Consider the following 15,782-nt stretch of genomic DNA (forward strand, 5'->3'; position numbering starts at 1 on the left):
TCAATTGCTCAGATCGGCGGAATCTTGCCCAGCGGGATGAAGCCGCTGACGGTGGCGCGGCCACGATCCACCACCAGGTCGACGGATGCCCGGTCACCGCCGCCGGCAAGCGCGCCGAGCAGCTTGCGGGCCGTGTCGATGGTGGATTGCAACTGCGGAAACGCCTGTTTGGCATTGTCCGACCATGCACCGAGCTTTTCGATTTCGAGCTTGAACTGGCCGGAGAGATAACCCTCATTGTCGAAGGAGAAGGGACCGCTGATGCGCATGGTACGACCCTCGCCTATATCGGCCACCAGCCGGCGAAGCTCGCCGCTTGTGCCATAAAGGCCGGATCTGTCGCTGCCATCCACCATGCCGGCCTTGCCCGCGAGCGTGACATCGACGATGGCGTCGAGGCGGGGAAGCACCTGCGGCCAGTCCTTGATGACGGTGGCCGAATCGGTGAGCGTGATCGCACCGTCAAGATCGGCGCCGTTCTGGCGCAGGTGCATTTCGGTCTTGACGGCATCGAAGTCGATCGTCTGGCCGGTGACGGAGGACACCGCCTGCGCCTTCAGCCCGTCGATGACGAGCGAGCTGCGGTCGATGCCCTTCAGCTTGGTGACGATGCTCGACTGCATGTTCTGCCATGTGGCAGAGACCGTCAGGCCATGGGCGGAGCGGATTTCCGCAGGCGAATCCAGCTCCCAGACGATATGGCCGGGATTATAGACCTGTGCGGCCGAACGCAATTGCCCGAAAGACGCGGAAACGCCGTTGCCGCTGTCATCCACCGTCACCCTGGAGCAGAAGAGGCCGATGCGGAAGGGATACCCCTTGAAGGCGATATCGCCGCATTCGCCGCTGACGCTGCGGGCCTGCGAGGGGGCAATGACGTTCAGAACCGTCTGCTTCAGCCTGTCGGCGGCATAAAACCACCCGGCGGTGTAAAGTCCGATGACCACCACGATGGCGATGGCGAGCCAGAGGAATTTCCTGGCCGTGCCGGATTGGCTTGACGCTGCCATATTGATCTCCGATGAACAGACTTCAGACAATTTCGATTTGGCTTGGGATATGGACGATTTTTGGGTCTTTGGCTACGGTTCGTTGATGTGGAACCCCGGCTTCGCTTTCGAGGAGCGGCAGCAGGCCCGGCTGCACGGTTATCGGCGCTCGCTCTGCATCAGTTCCAATTTTTACAGGGGTACGGAAGAAAAGCCCGGCCTCGTCCTAGGTCTGGAGCGCGGCGGTTCCTGCCTGGGTGTCGCCTTCCGCGTAAGGGGTAAGGACCACGATCCCGTCATGGCCTATCTGCGCGAGCGCGAACTGGTGACGAATGTCTATAAGGAGCGGGTGGTTTCCATCGCGCTCGCCAATGGCCGGCGCAGCAGCGCCGTGACCTATGTGGCCGATCCCGCGCATGAACAATATATCGGCGGTCTCGGCGTTGCCGAATCGGCTGTCATCATCGCGGCCGCATCCGGCCGCTCCGGGCCGAACACGGATTATGTCTTCAACACCGTGCAGCATCTGCAGGAAATGGGCATCCGCGACTCGCTGCTGGAAAACATCGCGAAAAATGTCGGAACGCTTGCCGCTCAGCCGGCTGGAGTTTCCTTGCCCTGAAGTTCGGCGATCCGTTTCACGGCGGTCGGCGGCAGCGGCAGGTGCGGATTGTTGCGCACGGTTTCGAGCAGCAGTTCGTCGCTCGCCTTTTCCGTCACATCGATCAATCGTTTGAAGAACACGTCGGGGTCGAGCCCCGGCTCGATCGCCGGCAGGATACGCACCTTGAAATGGCCGGGATAACGCATGGTGGAACGGCGCGGCCAGAAAAGGCCGGGATGCATGGCGACGGGAATGACCGGAACCTGCAGATCGCGGTAAAGCCGGGCAATGCCATAACGATATTCGGGTTCGGCGCCGGGCGGTCGGCGCGTGCCTTCGGGATAGATGATGAGCTCGCGGCCGGCGGCCATTTCCTCGCGCGCCCGCTCCATCACCTTCAGCATCACCTTGCCGCGCGCGGCGCGGTTGACCGGGATCATACGCTGTTTCATCACATACCAGCCGAACAGCGGAATCCACATCAGCTCCCGTTTCAGAATATAGACGGGGTCTGGCAGATTGGGCAGCAGCGCGTAGGTATCCCAGAAGGACTGGTGCTTGGGCGCGAAGATGCAGCCGGTTTCGGGAATATTCTCCAGCCCCTCGATTTCGAAGGTGGTGCCAACGATTGTTTTCATCAGCCAATGGTTGGATCGCGCCCAGTTCTTGGGAATTTCAAAGGCGATCTTGCGCGGCAGGATGAAATAGATCGGCGTCAGCACGATCATGCGGACAATCAGATTGAGGTAAAACAGCGTATTGAAAAGAAAAGAGCGCAGCTTGAGCATCAACAGCCTTCCCGGAGCGCAGCCGTTGCGAAACCTTGGACAGGCCTCGACGCCGGATGCCGATGCCAGACGCCTACACGAAAACAAGGGGCGGCAGCAAGCGCGTTTCTCGCCGGTCACGGAGAAGCGGTCACCACCTTCGGTGCGGAATGCTCGGCCGCCGCCTTGCGCAGGCCATCACCCTTGCCAAAGCCGGTGAGGTCGCGTCCGGCCGCAGCCACGAACTTCAGATATTCATAGAGCATGGTTCTCACCACGTCCGGCTCCACGAACCAGTTGGTGCGGGCAAGGTCGGCGCTGATGACGGGATAGGCGATGAATTGGGTCTGCGGGCTGGCGCTGCGCAATTCATGCAGGCTGCGGTGCATGTGATAATTGTTGGTGACGACGACAATGGAGGAATAATTGTGGTCGCGTATCCAGCTGGCCGCCTCATTGGCGTTGCCGATCGTATCGATCGCCTTGTACCCCATATCCACGCAGCAGGTGAACATGTCGGATGACCCTTGAGTCATCTTGCGGATCTGCGAGCGGGTGGTGGCGGGGTTGACGCCGGAAATCAGAAGCCGCTTGCCCACACCGTCTCTCAGCAGGCCGACCGCCTGTTCGATGCGCTGGTAACCGCCGGTCAAGACAATGATGGCATCGCCGCGCGCCCCCTCGGGCGGACGCATGGAGGCGACCGAATCGGCAAACCACAGGAAGCCGCCGGAAAAGGCGCCGAGTGCGATGACGCAAAGCAGGATGAGGCCGCGGATAAAACGGCGCAGAGGCCCACGCCGCGACAACAGGCCCTTTCCGGCCGGCCGCGTCGCCGTCTGATCCTGGTCCATCCGACTCACAAACATTCCTCCTGGATACTCGCCGATTAAGGCAAGGAACAGGCATTTTTGTCCACCGTCCGCAGGTTACATCCGACGTGTGACGGTTACAGTTTTCCCTTGGAGTTTCGGGGACGATCTCACGATGCCAGACCATCGCTTTTTGAAGGATCGGACCGGACACGGTCAATATCGTCGATGGTGCGTATGACGGTCATCCGCGCCGTGATGGTGGTGAGGAGCGCGATGATGATCATCGTCATGGCAATGCCGAGATACCCGCCGAGACCGACGGAAAACGAGCCGAACAGCGCGCTTGCCTGATCACTCTGTGGCGTCGCGACCGTGCTCGACTGCCAGAAGCCGGCGACCAGGAACACGGCCGCCGCCAGCGCGCTGCCTGCCGCGGCCCCCTTGAGGCTGATCTTCAGGAAGTGCTTCTGGAATTCGCGTGCCACGAAGCTGCTCTCGGCACCGACGAAATGCAGCACCTCGACGATGTGCCGGTTGCCGGAAAGCGCGCCGCGCGTGGCAAACACCACCGTCAGCACCATGGCGGTGAAGACGAGGATGAGCACGCCGAGGCCGATCATGACCGTGGTGCGGGCCATCGAGACCAGCCTGTCGACCCAGGTGCGGTGGTCGTCGAGAAAGGCTTGAGGAATTTCCGCCTTCAGCATGTCGCGCATCGCCTGGAAATCGGGCGGGTTGTTTTCATCGATGGTGATGACGACGAGGCGCGGCACCGGCAGTTCGGAAAGGTCGAGGCCGCTGCCGAGCCATGGCTCCAGCAGACGCGACGTCGCCGCATCGTCGAGGATCGTGCCGTCGCGTGTGCCGACGAAGGTGAGGGCCAGATTGCGCGCCTTGTTCAGCGCCGCGGTCATGTCCAGCCCGTCCTCCGGCTTGATCTGGATGGTGATCTCGCGGGAAATCTGGCTCTGCCAGGTAGCGGCGGTGGCGCGCACCATGGAGACCGCGCCGAGCGTCAGGCAGGCGAGAAAGGCCATGATGGCGATCACCACCATCAGCGCATTCCCCTGAATGTTGGAGGGCGGCAGGATGGGCGCCATCGGGCGGATGCGCATGGGGGGGCGCTTCGGTTGCGCGGCTTCCGGTTTCAGCGGTTTGCGGTTGATCTCATTCATAGATATCGAGCCGCCCTTCGGTCAGGATCATCCGGCGCGCATCGATCTGGTCCATCAGGCCGAAATCATGGGTGGCGATGACGACGGCCGTGCCCAACCGGTTGAGTTCCAGAAACAGGTTGAGGAGGCGCTTGGCCATCGGCGGATCGACGTTGCCGGTCGGCTCGTCGGCCAGCAATATTTCCGGCTGGTCCATCAGCGCGCGGGCAATGGCGGCGCGCTGCTTTTCCCCGCCGGAAAGGATGGCCGGCAGCACGTTGATGCGCTCGCCGAGCCCGACCCATTTCAGAAGCTCGATCACGTCGTTGCGATAGGCACTCTCTTCCTTGCCGCGCACCCGCAGCGGCAGGGCGACATTTTCATAGGTCGTCAGATGATCGAGCAGCCGGAAATCCTGAAACACGATGCCGACGCGGCGGCGCAGCATCGGCAGCTCGCTGCGTGGAATGCGTGATACATCGCGGTTGAACATGCGGATATTGCCACGGGTCGGCTGCAGCGACATCAAAAGCAGGCGGAGCAGCGTCGTCTTGCCCGCACCCGAAGGGCCGGTCAGAAACTGGAACGAACCCTTGGGGATATCGAAGGTCATGTCCCTCAGGATCTCGGGTCCCATGCCGTAACGCAACCCGACATTTTCGAAATGGATCAACGGACTTCCAGTCTCTTCGTTCGTGGTGGTTCGCAAGCCGCTGGCGCCAGGGGTTCGGATGTCGGGGTTTAACCCGGATCCGGCAGCCTGCGCGAGCCGTTTTTGCGAAGCATTAACCAATTAAATTTAAAACTTGGCAGGATTCGTTGCAATGCCCAGTTTTGCGGGCCGGAAAACCTCATCCAAGGAATTCTATGGCTATGTTCCGTTCATCTCGCCGGCAAGCGGCATTCGATTTTGACCTCCTGATGCCGGAAACGCCGGTGCGCCGGGCGGCGCGGACGGCAAATCCCAGCCATGATGTGGTAGACGCCGAATTTGTCACCATCAAGGAAAACCGTGCGCGCCGGCCCGGAAACGACAATCGCGGCGCAGCGCGCCGGCAGCTTTCAAAACCGCCCGTTACCCTCGCCATGCTCTGCCTCGCCTTTATCGGCTGGGTGGATCGCAGATTGTCGCGCCTGTCGGCAGATGCCTATTCGGCGCTGGTGGCCGGGCTTGCCATTTTTGTCTTCGTCTGTTCGGGCGGTCTGTCTGTCGTCATACCGGAAAAGACCGCCGTTGCGGCCTCGGTCAATCCGCTTGCCATTTCCCATGTCACCGTGACCCCGCAGGAGGCGGGCGGCATGGATATATTGCTCATCAACGGCATCGTCGAAAACAATGGCGGCCATCTGGAAGAGGTGCCGGCCCTTCGTGCCGATCTCTTCGCCGCCAAGGGACAGCTGGTGGCGAGCATGGTCATTGAGCCGCCGGTCAAGGAGATGCAGCCCGGTTTCAGCCACGGTTTTTCGGCAAAGTTGCGCCATCCCGGTGGAAAAACGCCGGAGATCAAGCTTTCCTTCGTCGAGGCGGGTGCGCCCGAACGTTGACTGTGCTAACGCGTGGTCTTCGTATTTTTACTGAAAGGTAAAATCGGCAAGGCGCAGCACAGGAGTAAGAATGCCCGTCGTCCGTGGAAAAAACATCGAGCCGCTTTATAGCGCCGAGCAGATCGCCGAGCGCAATCGCGATATGGCCAAGCACATTGCCAGCGGCCCGACCAAGGATTTGCTGGTTATCGCCGTGCTCAAGGGATCGTTCATTTTCGCGGCCGATCTCATCCGCGCGCTGCATGACAGCGGCCTTGCTCCGGAAGTCGAGTTCATCACGCTGTCGAGCTACGGCGCCGGCACGGTGTCCCAGGGCGTCAGGATCGTCAAGGATATCGACAGCGACGTGAAGGACCGCGATGTCCTGCTGATCGACGACATTCTCGAATCCGGCCGCACGCTGCGTTTCGCCAAGGAGCTGCTGTATGAGCGCGGCGCCCGCAACGTCACCATCGCCGTGCTGCTCGACAAGAAGGTGAAGCGCAAGGAAGATCTCGAGGCGGATTATGTCGGTTTCGAATGTCCGGATTATTTCGTCGTGGGTTACGGCATGGATGTCGCTTATGCCTTCCGCGAACTGCCTTTTGTCGGCGTCGTGACAGGTGACGCCTGAGCGTATTTGCCGTGCCGGAACGGCACAGGGCGGAGACGCCTCATTAACCATTCACCCAGCCAAAGCCTGGGTGTTTACCTCTTGAAAAGAGGAGCCTGCGATGTTGCTCACGGCTGGAAATGATGCCCAGGAGCAATGAGTAATGGCGAAGATTCTGATTACCGAAGACGAGGATGCATTGCGGGCTTTCGTCGCCCGCGCGCTGCGTCTCGACGGTCACGAGACCTATGAGGCGGCGGATGGCGAGCAGGGGCTGGAGAAGCTCCAGGAAACCAGTTTCGACCTTCTTCTTTCGGATATCCGCATGCCGGTCATGGATGGCATCGAGCTGGCGCACCGCGCCGCCGAACGCTTCCCGGCGATGCGCATTCTGCTGATGACCGGTTATGCCGAGCAGCGCGAACGCGCCGATGATCTGGCGGAGAAGATTGTCGACGTCGTCTCCAAGCCCTTCGCACTTCCGGATATTCGCAAGGCCGTGGCGCGGGCGCTTGCGGCCTGAACGGCGAGATTAGAGGGATTGAAAGGGCGGCCAGGGGCCGCCTTTTTTGTTGGTTTGACTTCGCCTGCGATTCTGCTCGATTCCCCACTTCCGTCATTCCGGCCTTGAGCCGGAATCCAGCCAGCCCAAGTCCTTGGGCTGAAAGGAATTTTTTCGCCGCGCAGACGCGCGTCTGCTGGATGCCGGATCAAGTCCGGCATGACGGAAAAGTTTAAGCTCTAAGGACGTATCGACGTGCACTATGATCCGTGCGTATAACCTTCACCGAATATCCAGCAACCGCTCTAGATAACGCCGTTCCACTTCACCCGGCGGATTGTTGCCGAGTTTTTCGCGGATCGCCTCGAGAATTTCGCGGGCGCGCTGCACGTCGATCTCGTCCGGCACCTTAACCTGATCGCCGAAATCCGGCCCGGTTGTGCTGCGCGGCCGGCCGAGCGGGTCGCGGCCGTTCTGGCCGCCCTGTCCCGCCATGCCTTCCTGTCCCTGTCCGGGCTGCTGGCCCTGCTGGCGCATGGCCTGCATGATCTGGCCCATCATGTCCTGTGCGCCCTGACGCAGCGCGTTCAGGGCATTGCCCTGTCCTTCGACCGCCTGTTCGCCCTGGCTCTTGCCCAGCGCCTCGCCCGCTCCTTGCATTTCCTGCTGCGCCTTGCCGAAGTTTTCGCCCGGTTCCATGCCGAGATCACGCAGGCCCTGCTGCAATTCGCCGAGCTGCTTGCCGAGCGCGTCCTGCTGCGCCCGCAGGTTTTTCAGCGCCTCGCGCAATTGTTCGGCGGTCATCTGGTCGGTCTGCTGCTGTCCACCCTGCTGGCCATTTTGACCCTGTTGACCTTGCTGGCCCTGTTGCGGCGGCTGACCGTTCTCGCCCATCTGCTGGTCTTCGCTTTCGCCGCCCTGTTGCGGGTCGCCGCGCTGCATGCGGTCGCGAAGCGCCTGATCGAGCTTGAAGGTCTCGTCCATCAGCTTCTGCTGCTGCTGCAGGATTTCGCCCAGCTTGTCGATCTGCTGGCGCATCTTGCTGCTCTGTTGCTGCCCCTGCTGGCCCTGACGCTGCGGGCGGCCAGCCTGCAGATTGTTCATCATGCGCTGCAGCTGCGAGAGCATTTCCTGCGCCGCGTCGCGGTTGCCGGAGCGGGCAAGGTTCTCGATCTGGTTCATCATGTTTTCCAGATCGCGCTGGCGCAATACGTTCTGCGCTTGGCTGTTCATGTTGGCTTGCGGCGCATTCTGCATCCGCTGGGCCAGCTCGCTCATGAACTGCTGCATGGCTTCGCGCAGTTCCTGCATCAGCTTGGCAATTTCCTCATCCGGGGCGTTGCGCTGCAAGGCTTCCGAAAGCGCGGTCTGCGCATCGCGCAGGCGTTTTTCCGCCTGCGAAAGATCGCCATCCTCGATGCCGAGCGCGATTTCCCAGAGATAATCGGCCGTGTCCTTCAGCATCTCCTGATTATAGGCGAGCCGCATTCGGGTCTGGGCGGATTGCAGCAGGAGATAATGCGTCGTGTTGGGAATGGTCTCTTCCGGGCGCAGGCCCACCGCCTCGTTATAGGCGATCGCCTTCGGCATCTGGCGTGTATCCAGCGAGAAGATCTGCCGCTGTTCGGCAACGGAAGCGGCCAGTGGTTCGGAGAAATTGCGGCCCGGCAGCACCATTTCATGTGCCGGGCTGCGGCCGGTCTGGCCGGCGCCATCCGTTGCCACCAGCGTGATGCGCACGCGCTTGCCCGCCATCGGATGTTCTGTCAGGTTGCGGCTGGTCAGGCCCTTGATCTCGCGATTGTTCTGCCGCGGCAGGTCGAGCTTGAATTCCGGCGGCGGATAAAGCGCTGTCGCACCTTCGGCCACGCCGATGGGCTCGATGATGGCATGGGCTTCCTTCAGCCCGTAATCGTCCTTGGCGGTGAAGCCGATTTCCAGCGCGCCATTGACGGCCCGGCGCGGCATGTTGTCGAAGGCGATGCTGGGCGGCTGGTCGGGAATAACGTTGAACACCCATTGCTCGCCATTCGCGGTGATCATGCCGCTTTCGGTAACATCCATGGCGAAGGTGCGCGGCGCGACAGGTTGATCCGCTGGGCGTACCGGTGTTTGAACGGCAATATCACCGCTTGCGCTGTCGGCGCGTGCGGTCTCCGGCGCAAGCTTTTGCAGCGCGCCCGCCATTTCCGGCTCGAAGGTCACTTCCTCGCCGCCATCGCCGCCGGTCATGCGGATCGTCAGCTTGGAGGATTGCGGCACGGACACCGCGTCACGGCCGGTTGCATCGCGTCCGGTCAGGAAAATCGGCGCACGGCCGGTATAGGCGGGCGGTGTGACCCATGCATCGAGACGGATATCGGGATTGAGCGGACCGACGGCCGGGCGGCTGCGGAAGGCATCGGCAACCGTGCCCGCGCCGTTCGAATAGGAAAAGCCGAAAGCAGTGACCAGAAGCAGTGCCGGAACGGCGCGCAGCGCCAGACGGTCATAACGGGCAATGTCGGGTTGCGGCAGACCGGCATTGAGTGCGGCAATGCGCTCCGCCATGCGGATCTGGTGTTCTTTCCAGAGCGTGCGGGAAAAAGGCGTGTCGAAGGCCGGTTCGTCTTCCTGCACGCCAACCGGCTGATGCGCCAGACCGTTGCGATCTTCAAGAAGGCGCGACGCGTCATGATCCGTCGGCCATTTCAGCCTAAGGATCGGCAGGAGCGTGGCGATGAATCCGAAAACCAGAACGAAAACGACGCCGAGCCGCAGGAAATCCGGCATGTGCCGGTAAAGGCCAAACCATGCAAGCGCCAGAAACACGGCGGCGATGGACAGCGGCCACAGCGTTTTCGGCGCTATTTTTTCCGAAAGCAGCACGATCTTTGCGAAGAAGCGCTTGGCCGCGACCCGGCGGGCAAGGTCCGGCCGCTGCGCGAATGCGCCGGTCGGGCGCTTTCTGCCCGTCCTGTCCGCTCCGCCAGTCTTGTCCTCTCCGGCAGTGGTCATCAATCCGTTCTCCCGGTTCTGGCCACGTCGAACGCCATTCATGGAACGGCGCGCTGTTCTATCACGGAAGCAAGGATAACATTCTTTGTGGCGAAGACGAGGGCGCCTCGGCCCTCACCCCCATTTTTTAGGCAGCTTCGCTCAATTGTGATCAATCGGGCAAATCAATCGAGCCATGCCGGTACGGAATCGAGAGCGATCAACTCTTCATAGGTGCCGCGCGGCCGGATGACGTGGAATTTGTCGCCCTTTACCAGTACTTCCGGCACCAGCAGGCGCGAATTATAGGTGCCGGCCTGCACCGCACCATAAGCCCCGGCGGAACTGACGGCGATGAGATCGCCCGGCTGCGGCGCCGCCATCTCGCGGTCCAGCGCCAGATAATCGCCGGTTTCGCAGACCGGGCCGACAATATCGGCCTTGATGCGCGGTGTGTTTTCGGCGGGCTGCACCACCGGGCGGATGCCGTGATAGGCCTCATAGAGCGTCGGGCGGATGAGATCGTTCATCGCGCCGTCGACGATCACGAAGGTCTTTTCGCCGCCATCCTTCACATAGATCACTTCGGTCACCAGAATGCCGGCATTGCCGACGATCAGCCGGCCCGGCTCGGTGACGATCTTGCAGTTGAGGCTCTTCAACTCGTTCTTGACGATATGGGCATAGGCATCCGGCAGCGGCGGCGGGTTATTGTCCTCGCGATAGGGAATGCCGAGACCGCCGCCAATATCGACATGGCTGATCGCATGGCCGTCGGTGCGCAGCACTTCCACGAGTTCGCGCAGCAGCCGGAAGGCATCCTCGAAAGGCTGCAATTCGGTGATCTGGCTGCCGATATGCATGTCGATGCCGGTGACTTCGATGCCGGGCAGGGCGGCGGCATGGGCATAGACCGCGCGCGCGCGCTCATAGGAAATGCCGAACTTGTTTTCCTTCTTGCCGGTGGAAATCTTGGCATGGGTGCGCGCATCCACATCGGGATTGATACGGAAGGAGACATGCGCCCGCTTGCCGGCCTTGACGGCGCGCAGGTTGAGGACTTCCAGTTCCGGCTCGGATTCGATGTTGAAACAGTAGATGCCGGCTTCCAGCGCGTAATCCATCTCGGCCACGGTCTTGCCGACGCCGGAGAACATGATGCGGCTTGCCGGCACGCCGGCTGCAAGGGCGCGGCGCAATTCACCGCCCGAGACGACGTCGATGCCGGCGCCGAGCTTCGCCAGCGTCTTCAAAACCGCCTGGTTGGAGTTGGCCTTCATGGCGTAACAGACCATGGCGTCCACATCCGCAAAAGCGCCTGAAAACACCTTGTAGTGGCGCTCCAGCGTCGCGGTGGAATAGACATAGAAGGGCGTGCCGACCGCCTTGGCGATTTCCGGCACGGGCACGTTTTCGGCGTGCAGCACGCCGTCGATATAGCCAAAATGGTTCACGGCTTTTTACCCGTCAGAGAAGCTTGTCGAGGATGAACGGCCGGTCGTTCGTCGCCGGCTTCGTCTCGGTTCCGTCGGCGGCGCGTTTGTTGCGCATTTCGACCGGCGTGCTCGGCGGATCGATGTCGCCCTTGCGCCCGCAGGCGCTGAGAGCAAGGCTGACGGCGAGCGTCATGCCGATGGGAACGATGAGTTTGCGCGCGGTTTTTGAAAGCATGGACCTGTCCAACGGAAATATGTGCCTCTCTGATAACGAAAAACAGGGCGCTTGTGCACCCTGTTTCTTGTGATCGCAGCGTAACGCAAACTTATCAGTTGCGTCCGCGCCACCAGGCGATCTGCTTCCTGACTTCCGAAGGCGCCGTGCCGCCGAAGCTCACGCGGCTGGCAACCGACGCCTCGACGGACAAAACGTCGAAAACGCCGTTGGTGATGCCGGGGTGGATGGCCTGCAACTCTTCCAGCGAAAGATCGGCCAGATCGCAGCCCTTCTTTTCCGCCAGCGCCACAGCATTGCCGGTCACATGGTGAGCGTCGCGGAAGGGAAGACCGGCCTCGCGCACCAGCCAGTCGGCAAGATCGGTGGCGGTGGAGTAACCCGAACCGGCCGCCGCGCGCATGCGGTCCTTGCGCACTTCAAGGTCGCGGATCATGCCGGTCATGGCGGCAATCGCCAGTTCCAAACTCTCGGCGGCGTCGAAAACCTGTTCCTTGTCTTCCTGCATATCTTTGGAATAGGCAAGCGGCAGGCCCTTCATGACCGTCAGCAGCGCGATCAGCGAACCGTTGATGCGGCCGGTCTTGGCGCGCACCAGTTCGGCGGCGTCAGGGTTCTTCTTCTGCGGCATGATCGAGGAGCCGGTGGAGAAGGCGTCCGACAGGCGGATGAAACCGAATTGCGGCGTCGACCAGATGACGATCTCTTCGGCGAGACGCGACAGATGCGTGGCGCAGATGGAAGCGATCGACAGGAATTCCAGCGCGAAATCGCGGTCGGAAACGGTATCGATGGAGTTGCGGGTCGGCTCGCGGAAACCGAGCGCCTTGGCCGTCATGTGGCGGTCGATGGGATAACCGGTGCCGGCCAGCGCGGCTGCGCCGATCGGGCTTTCGTCCAGGTGCTCGATGGCGTGGCGTACACGGGCGCGGTCACGGCCGAACATTTCCACATAGGCCATGCAATGGTGGCCGAAGGTGACGGGTTGCGCCGTCTGCAGATGGGTGAAGCCCGGCATCACCGTATCGGCATTTTCTTCGGCGCGGTCGAGGAAGGCGGCGATGAGCGCGGTCAGCATGCCTTCGGTCTTCTGCAATTCTTCCTTCACCCACAGGCGGAAATCGAGCGCCACCTGGTCGTTGCGCGAGCGGGCGGTGTGCAGGCGGCCGGCGGCCGTGCCGATCAGCGTCGCGAGCCGCGCCTCGATGTTCATGTGAATGTCTTCAAGCTTGCGCGAAAATTCGAAGCTGCCGGCTTCGATCTCTGACAGGATCGTGTTCAGGCCATGCGTGATCTTGTCTTTATCTTCCTGCGAAATGATGCCTTTTTCCGAGAGCATGGCGGCATGCGCCATAGAGCCGCGGATATCCTGGGCGTAAAGCTTCTTGTCGAAGCCGATGGAGGCATTTATCTCTTCCATGATGGCGGACGGCCCGGACGCGAAACGCCCGCCCCACATCTGGTTGGAGGATTTCTGATCTGTGCCGTCAGCCATGTTCGCAGTGCCCTGGAGTATTCGATGACAGAAAAAAGGCCGTTCAGGCTTCCTTCCGCCAAGTTGGTTGCAATTGCTGCCGTTGCCGGTGTTTTAAGCGGCGCAGGCGCGGTCTGGTTCAGGCATATTGGGTCTGAGAGCCCGGTTCAAGGGGCAGCGGTCGCTGACGCCGGTTTATGTGCGGGTGCGGCAAACCGCATCGCTTCGCTGAAGCCGTTTCTGAAGGGGCATGTGGCGGCCATGTCGGCGGCGGACAGGCCACGTGTCATCCCCTTGTCCTTCAAGGGGCCGAAGGCGCAGGACATGACGCTTGCCGATCTCAAGGGTAAGGCGGTTCTTCTCAATCTGTGGGCCACATGGTGCGTGCCCTGCCGGGAGGAAATGCCGGCCTTGAACGCGCTGGAAAAGGAAAAGGGCGGTGACGGCTTCGAGGTGGTTGCCGTCAATATCGACGTCGGCGCGGATGAAAAGCCGAAAGCCTTCATGGATGAATACAAGATCGACGCGCTGAAGCCCTACCGCGACAGTTCCATGGGCGTCTTCAACGTTTTAAAGAAGGAAGGCCTCGCCTTCGGCCTGCCGGCAACCCTGTTGATGGATGAAAACGGCTGCCTGCTCGCCGCCATGAACGGCCCGGCGGCCTGGGACAGCGAGGATGCCAAGGCATTGATATCGGCAGTCAAATGACTGCCGATAGGACTTTATCGAACTCAATATAGCGGATCAACCGATACGCCGTAATAGATACCTCGGCCGACGCGCCCCTGATTGCCTTCCAGCGTAATGCCGAAGCCGGCTTCAATTTCCTCCAATATTGCAGCTTTGATGGAGGTGCTGGCCGATGCTTTGTATGTAATGGCGTAATCCAGATCGGCCTTGAACGCAGAACGCACGATATGTGCATTTTGCTTCTTGCGCTGTTTGCGCAGGATGTTGCGGCACTCCGGCCCCAGGGTCTTTTCTATGGCCTCGAGTTTGTCGAGGCCGTATTCGAGATACTCGATATTGCTGAACTTGATTGTCAGGTTGCGCACATATTGTGCGCTGGTGGAAAATCCGAGTTTCTGCAGATTGTCTGCGTTGAAGGAGAAATCCTTCTTCCGTCCGAAATCGTTGATTTCGCCCGACCCTTTTTCAGGGCTGCCGGGGAACGTCACATATTCCGGGGAGCAGATGTAACCAAGCGAGATATCGTCTTTGTCATTATATTTGTTTGTCTTTTTCCAGACGATGTTGCCCGGGCCGTAATTGGTACTGGGTGGTACCGTTGTGAGATAACCTGCCCTTCTGACAATCTCACGCGGATTTTCCGAAACGCAGCCGCTCGCGAGAATGGCGACAGCAGCTATTGCTATATAAATTTTCATGTAAGGCCCCCAAAAGAATCACGGCATGATCTTGGAGGTGCACGCAATGGGCGTCTACTTACTTTATAATCGCAGAGATTGTATTTTCGTCCTGTCGCCATCTGCGCTCTGGCATGGAGGGCCGTCAGGCTTCAGCGTGTCGGAACCGGCGTCTCGCCGCGATAGTCGTAGAAACCGCGGCCGGACTTGCGGCCAAGCCAGCCGGCCTCGACATATTTCACCAGCAGCGGGCAGGGGCGATATTTGCTGTCGGCCAGACCGTCATGCAGCACCTGCATGATCGACAAACAGGTGTCGAGACCGATGAAGTCGGCAAGCTGCAACGGACCCATCGGGTGGTTGGCGCCGAGCTTCATGGCCGTATCGATGGCTTCCACCGAGCCGACGCCTTCGTAAAGCGTATAGATCGCCTCGTTGATCATCGGCAGCAGGATGCGGTTGACGATGAAGGCCGGGAAGTCCTCGGCGACGGTGATCGCCTTTTCCAGCGTTCGCACATAGTCCTTGGCCGCTTCGAAGGTCTTTTCGTCGGTGGCGATGCCGCGCACCAGTTCCACCAGCTTCATCACGGGAACCGGGTTCATGAAGTGGATGCCCATGAACTGTTCGGGACGGTCGGTGGCGGATGCAAGCCGGGTGATGGAGAGCGACGAGGTGTTGGTGGCCAGAAGCGCTTCGGGTTTCAGGACCGGGCAGATCTGCGCATAGATCTTGCGTTTGATTTCCTCGTTTTCCGTCGCGGCCTCGATGACGAGATCCATGGGCGCCAGATCGTTGACGTCGGTCGAGCCGCTGATGAGCGCAAGCGCCTGCTTGCGGGCCTCGTCCGAAAGCTTGCCATTGGTGACCTGACGGGCAAGATTACCGTTGATCGTCGCAAGACCGGCCTCGATGCCTTCCTTGGAAAGATCGTAGATATGGACCTTGTAGCCTGCGACAGCCGAGACATGCGCAATGCCGCAACCCATCTGACCGGCTCCGATGACACCGATGTTTTTAAAGGGCGCGGTCATAGGCTGGTCTCCTCTCAGGGATTTGTCTGCGTCATTGTCGGCGATGTTACGCATATCGCCGGAAAAGAGAAGGCGGCGCGTTCAAAAAACGCGCCGCCGCTGATATCGGCTTAAATCACAGTGCCTTCTGCAGTTCGGGCAGAGCCTCGAACAGATCGGCGACGAGGCCGTAATCGGCCACCTGGAAGATCGGCGCCTCTTCATCCTTGTTGATGGCGACGATGACCTTCGAGTCCTTCATGCCGGCCAGATGCTGGATGGCGCCCGAGATGCCCGCCGCGATGTAAAGCTG

The 15,782-nt window shown here is 60.7% G+C and carries 17 protein-coding genes; 5 read left to right on the forward strand and 12 right to left on the reverse strand.

What is annotated here, in order from left to right:
• Positions 1-8 precede the first annotated feature (8 nt).
• Positions 9-1,010 (reverse strand): DUF2125 domain-containing protein, encoded by a 1,002-nt coding sequence (locus ACI2KA_RS15070; RefSeq protein ID WP_404503274.1) that lies wholly within the window; start codon positions 1,008-1,010, stop codon positions 9-11.
• A gap of 49 nt (positions 1,011-1,059) precedes the next feature.
• On the opposite strand from ACI2KA_RS15070, the gene ACI2KA_RS15075 reads away from it, so the two are divergent.
• On the forward strand, positions 1,060-1,611 hold the full coding sequence (locus tag ACI2KA_RS15075) for a gamma-glutamylcyclotransferase (protein ID WP_404503275.1): 552 nt from the start codon (positions 1,060-1,062) through the stop codon (positions 1,609-1,611).
• On the opposite strand, the gene ACI2KA_RS15080 is transcribed toward ACI2KA_RS15075, so the two are convergent.
• From ACI2KA_RS15080 to ftsE, 4 genes are all read right to left on the reverse strand, one after another.
• Positions 1,584-2,381 carry a lysophospholipid acyltransferase family protein gene (locus ACI2KA_RS15080; protein ID WP_404503276.1) on the reverse strand — a complete coding sequence of 266 codons (798 nt, stop codon included), beginning with the start codon at positions 2,379-2,381 and terminating at the stop codon, positions 1,584-1,586. The genes ACI2KA_RS15075 and ACI2KA_RS15080 overlap by 28 nt on opposite strands.
• A 116-nt stretch (positions 2,382-2,497) precedes the next feature.
• A complete protein-coding gene (locus tag ACI2KA_RS15085; RefSeq protein ID WP_404503290.1) occupies positions 2,498-3,214 on the reverse strand; it encodes a YdcF family protein in 717 nt (238 codons plus the stop codon).
• 128 nt (positions 3,215-3,342) lie between these two features.
• On the reverse strand, positions 3,343-4,350 hold the full coding sequence (locus ACI2KA_RS15090; protein ID WP_404503277.1) for a cell division protein FtsX: 1,008 nt from the start codon (positions 4,348-4,350) through the stop codon (positions 3,343-3,345).
• Positions 4,343-5,002, reverse strand: coding sequence for a cell division ATP-binding protein FtsE (ftsE, locus tag ACI2KA_RS15095; RefSeq protein ID WP_003497447.1), 660 nt, complete (start codon positions 5,000-5,002; stop codon positions 4,343-4,345). Before ftsE ends, ACI2KA_RS15090 begins: the two co-directional genes overlap by 8 nt.
• Before the next feature lie 200 nt (positions 5,003-5,202).
• On the opposite strand from ftsE, the gene ACI2KA_RS15100 reads away from it, so the two are divergent.
• The 3 genes from ACI2KA_RS15100 to ACI2KA_RS15110 all read left to right on the forward strand — a co-directional run bounded on the left by ACI2KA_RS15100 (position 5,203) and on the right by ACI2KA_RS15110 (position 6,989).
• Positions 5,203-5,874, forward strand: a complete 672-nt coding sequence (locus ACI2KA_RS15100; RefSeq protein ID WP_404503278.1) for a hypothetical protein — start codon at positions 5,203-5,205, stop codon at positions 5,872-5,874.
• A 70-nt stretch (positions 5,875-5,944) separates the two neighbouring features.
• Complete coding sequence (gene hpt, locus ACI2KA_RS15105; protein WP_077985217.1) at positions 5,945-6,487, forward strand: hypoxanthine phosphoribosyltransferase; 543 nt, start codon at positions 5,945-5,947, stop codon at positions 6,485-6,487.
• Between the two features lie 142 nt (positions 6,488-6,629).
• Positions 6,630-6,989, forward strand: coding sequence for a response regulator (locus tag ACI2KA_RS15110; RefSeq protein ID WP_279655841.1), 360 nt, complete (start codon positions 6,630-6,632; stop codon positions 6,987-6,989).
• A gap of 261 nt (positions 6,990-7,250) precedes the next feature.
• Here ACI2KA_RS15110 and ACI2KA_RS15115 read toward each other — a convergent pair whose 3' ends face one another.
• From ACI2KA_RS15115 to argH, 4 genes are all read right to left on the reverse strand, one after another.
• Positions 7,251-9,965 carry a TIGR02302 family protein gene (locus tag ACI2KA_RS15115; RefSeq protein ID WP_404503279.1) on the reverse strand — a complete coding sequence of 905 codons (2,715 nt, stop codon included), beginning with the start codon at positions 9,963-9,965 and terminating at the stop codon, positions 7,251-7,253.
• 164 nt (positions 9,966-10,129) lie between these two features.
• Complete coding sequence (gene lysA / locus ACI2KA_RS15120) at positions 10,130-11,398, reverse strand: diaminopimelate decarboxylase (protein ID WP_404503280.1); 1,269 nt, start codon at positions 11,396-11,398, stop codon at positions 10,130-10,132.
• Positions 11,399-11,411: 13 nt separating this feature from the next.
• The gene (locus ACI2KA_RS15125) at positions 11,412-11,615 is read right to left on the reverse strand and encodes a lipoprotein (protein WP_404503281.1); all 204 of its coding nucleotides are present in this window, start codon (positions 11,613-11,615) and stop codon (positions 11,412-11,414) included.
• Between the two features lie 94 nt (positions 11,616-11,709).
• Complete coding sequence (argH, locus tag ACI2KA_RS15130; RefSeq protein WP_404503282.1) at positions 11,710-13,110, reverse strand: argininosuccinate lyase; 1,401 nt, start codon at positions 13,108-13,110, stop codon at positions 11,710-11,712.
• Positions 13,111-13,134: 24 nt separating this feature from the next.
• Between argH and ACI2KA_RS15135 the strand changes: the two genes are divergently transcribed.
• The gene (locus ACI2KA_RS15135) at positions 13,135-13,797 is read left to right on the forward strand and encodes a TlpA disulfide reductase family protein (protein WP_404503283.1); all 663 of its coding nucleotides are present in this window, start codon (positions 13,135-13,137) and stop codon (positions 13,795-13,797) included.
• A gap of 23 nt (positions 13,798-13,820) precedes the next feature.
• On the opposite strand, the gene ACI2KA_RS15140 is transcribed toward ACI2KA_RS15135, so the two are convergent.
• The 3 genes from ACI2KA_RS15140 to ACI2KA_RS15150 all read right to left on the reverse strand — a co-directional run.
• On the reverse strand, positions 13,821-14,477 hold the full coding sequence (locus tag ACI2KA_RS15140; RefSeq protein ID WP_404503284.1) for a hypothetical protein: 657 nt from the start codon (positions 14,475-14,477) through the stop codon (positions 13,821-13,823).
• Between the two features lie 131 nt (positions 14,478-14,608).
• Positions 14,609-15,490 carry a 3-hydroxybutyryl-CoA dehydrogenase gene (locus tag ACI2KA_RS15145; RefSeq protein ID WP_404503285.1) on the reverse strand — a complete coding sequence of 294 codons (882 nt, stop codon included), beginning with the start codon at positions 15,488-15,490 and terminating at the stop codon, positions 14,609-14,611.
• 115 nt (positions 15,491-15,605) lie between these two features.
• Positions 15,606-15,782 (reverse strand): electron transfer flavoprotein subunit alpha/FixB family protein (locus tag ACI2KA_RS15150; protein ID WP_404503291.1); only part of this gene is annotated, 177 nt, incomplete at its 5' end.

This window comes from Agrobacterium sp. NPDC089420, from assembly GCF_044900305.1.
GTDB lineage: Bacteria > Pseudomonadota > Alphaproteobacteria > Rhizobiales > Rhizobiaceae > Agrobacterium.

Excerpts from the sequence above, each read along its gene's own strand:
- ACI2KA_RS15070 (WP_404503274.1), bottom strand. The coding sequence starts at position 1,010 with ATGGCAGCGTCAAGCCAATCCGGCACGGCCAGGAAATTCCTCTGGCTC.
- ACI2KA_RS15075 (WP_404503275.1), top strand. The coding sequence starts at position 1,060 with ATGGACGATTTTTGGGTCTTTGGCTACGGTTCGTTGATGTGGAACCCC.
- ACI2KA_RS15080 (WP_404503276.1), bottom strand. The coding sequence starts at position 2,381 with ATGCTCAAGCTGCGCTCTTTTCTTTTCAATACGCTGTTTTACCTCAAT.
- ACI2KA_RS15085 (WP_404503290.1), bottom strand. The coding sequence starts at position 3,214 with ATGGACCAGGATCAGACGGCGACGCGGCCGGCCGGAAAGGGCCTGTTG.
- ACI2KA_RS15090 (WP_404503277.1), bottom strand. The coding sequence starts at position 4,350 with ATGAATGAGATCAACCGCAAACCGCTGAAACCGGAAGCCGCGCAACCG.
- ACI2KA_RS15100 (WP_404503278.1), top strand. The coding sequence starts at position 5,203 with ATGTTCCGTTCATCTCGCCGGCAAGCGGCATTCGATTTTGACCTCCTG.
- hpt (WP_077985217.1), top strand. The coding sequence starts at position 5,945 with ATGCCCGTCGTCCGTGGAAAAAACATCGAGCCGCTTTATAGCGCCGAG.
- ACI2KA_RS15110 (WP_279655841.1), top strand. The coding sequence starts at position 6,630 with ATGGCGAAGATTCTGATTACCGAAGACGAGGATGCATTGCGGGCTTTC.
- ACI2KA_RS15115 (WP_404503279.1), bottom strand. The coding sequence starts at position 9,965 with ATGACCACTGCCGGAGAGGACAAGACTGGCGGAGCGGACAGGACGGGC.
- ACI2KA_RS15125 (WP_404503281.1), bottom strand. The coding sequence starts at position 11,615 with ATGCTTTCAAAAACCGCGCGCAAACTCATCGTTCCCATCGGCATGACG.
- argH (WP_404503282.1), bottom strand. The coding sequence starts at position 13,110 with ATGGCTGACGGCACAGATCAGAAATCCTCCAACCAGATGTGGGGCGGG.
- ACI2KA_RS15135 (WP_404503283.1), top strand. The coding sequence starts at position 13,135 with ATGACAGAAAAAAGGCCGTTCAGGCTTCCTTCCGCCAAGTTGGTTGCA.
- ACI2KA_RS15140 (WP_404503284.1), bottom strand. The coding sequence starts at position 14,477 with ATGAAAATTTATATAGCAATAGCTGCTGTCGCCATTCTCGCGAGCGGC.
- ACI2KA_RS15145 (WP_404503285.1), bottom strand. The coding sequence starts at position 15,490 with ATGACCGCGCCCTTTAAAAACATCGGTGTCATCGGAGCCGGTCAGATG.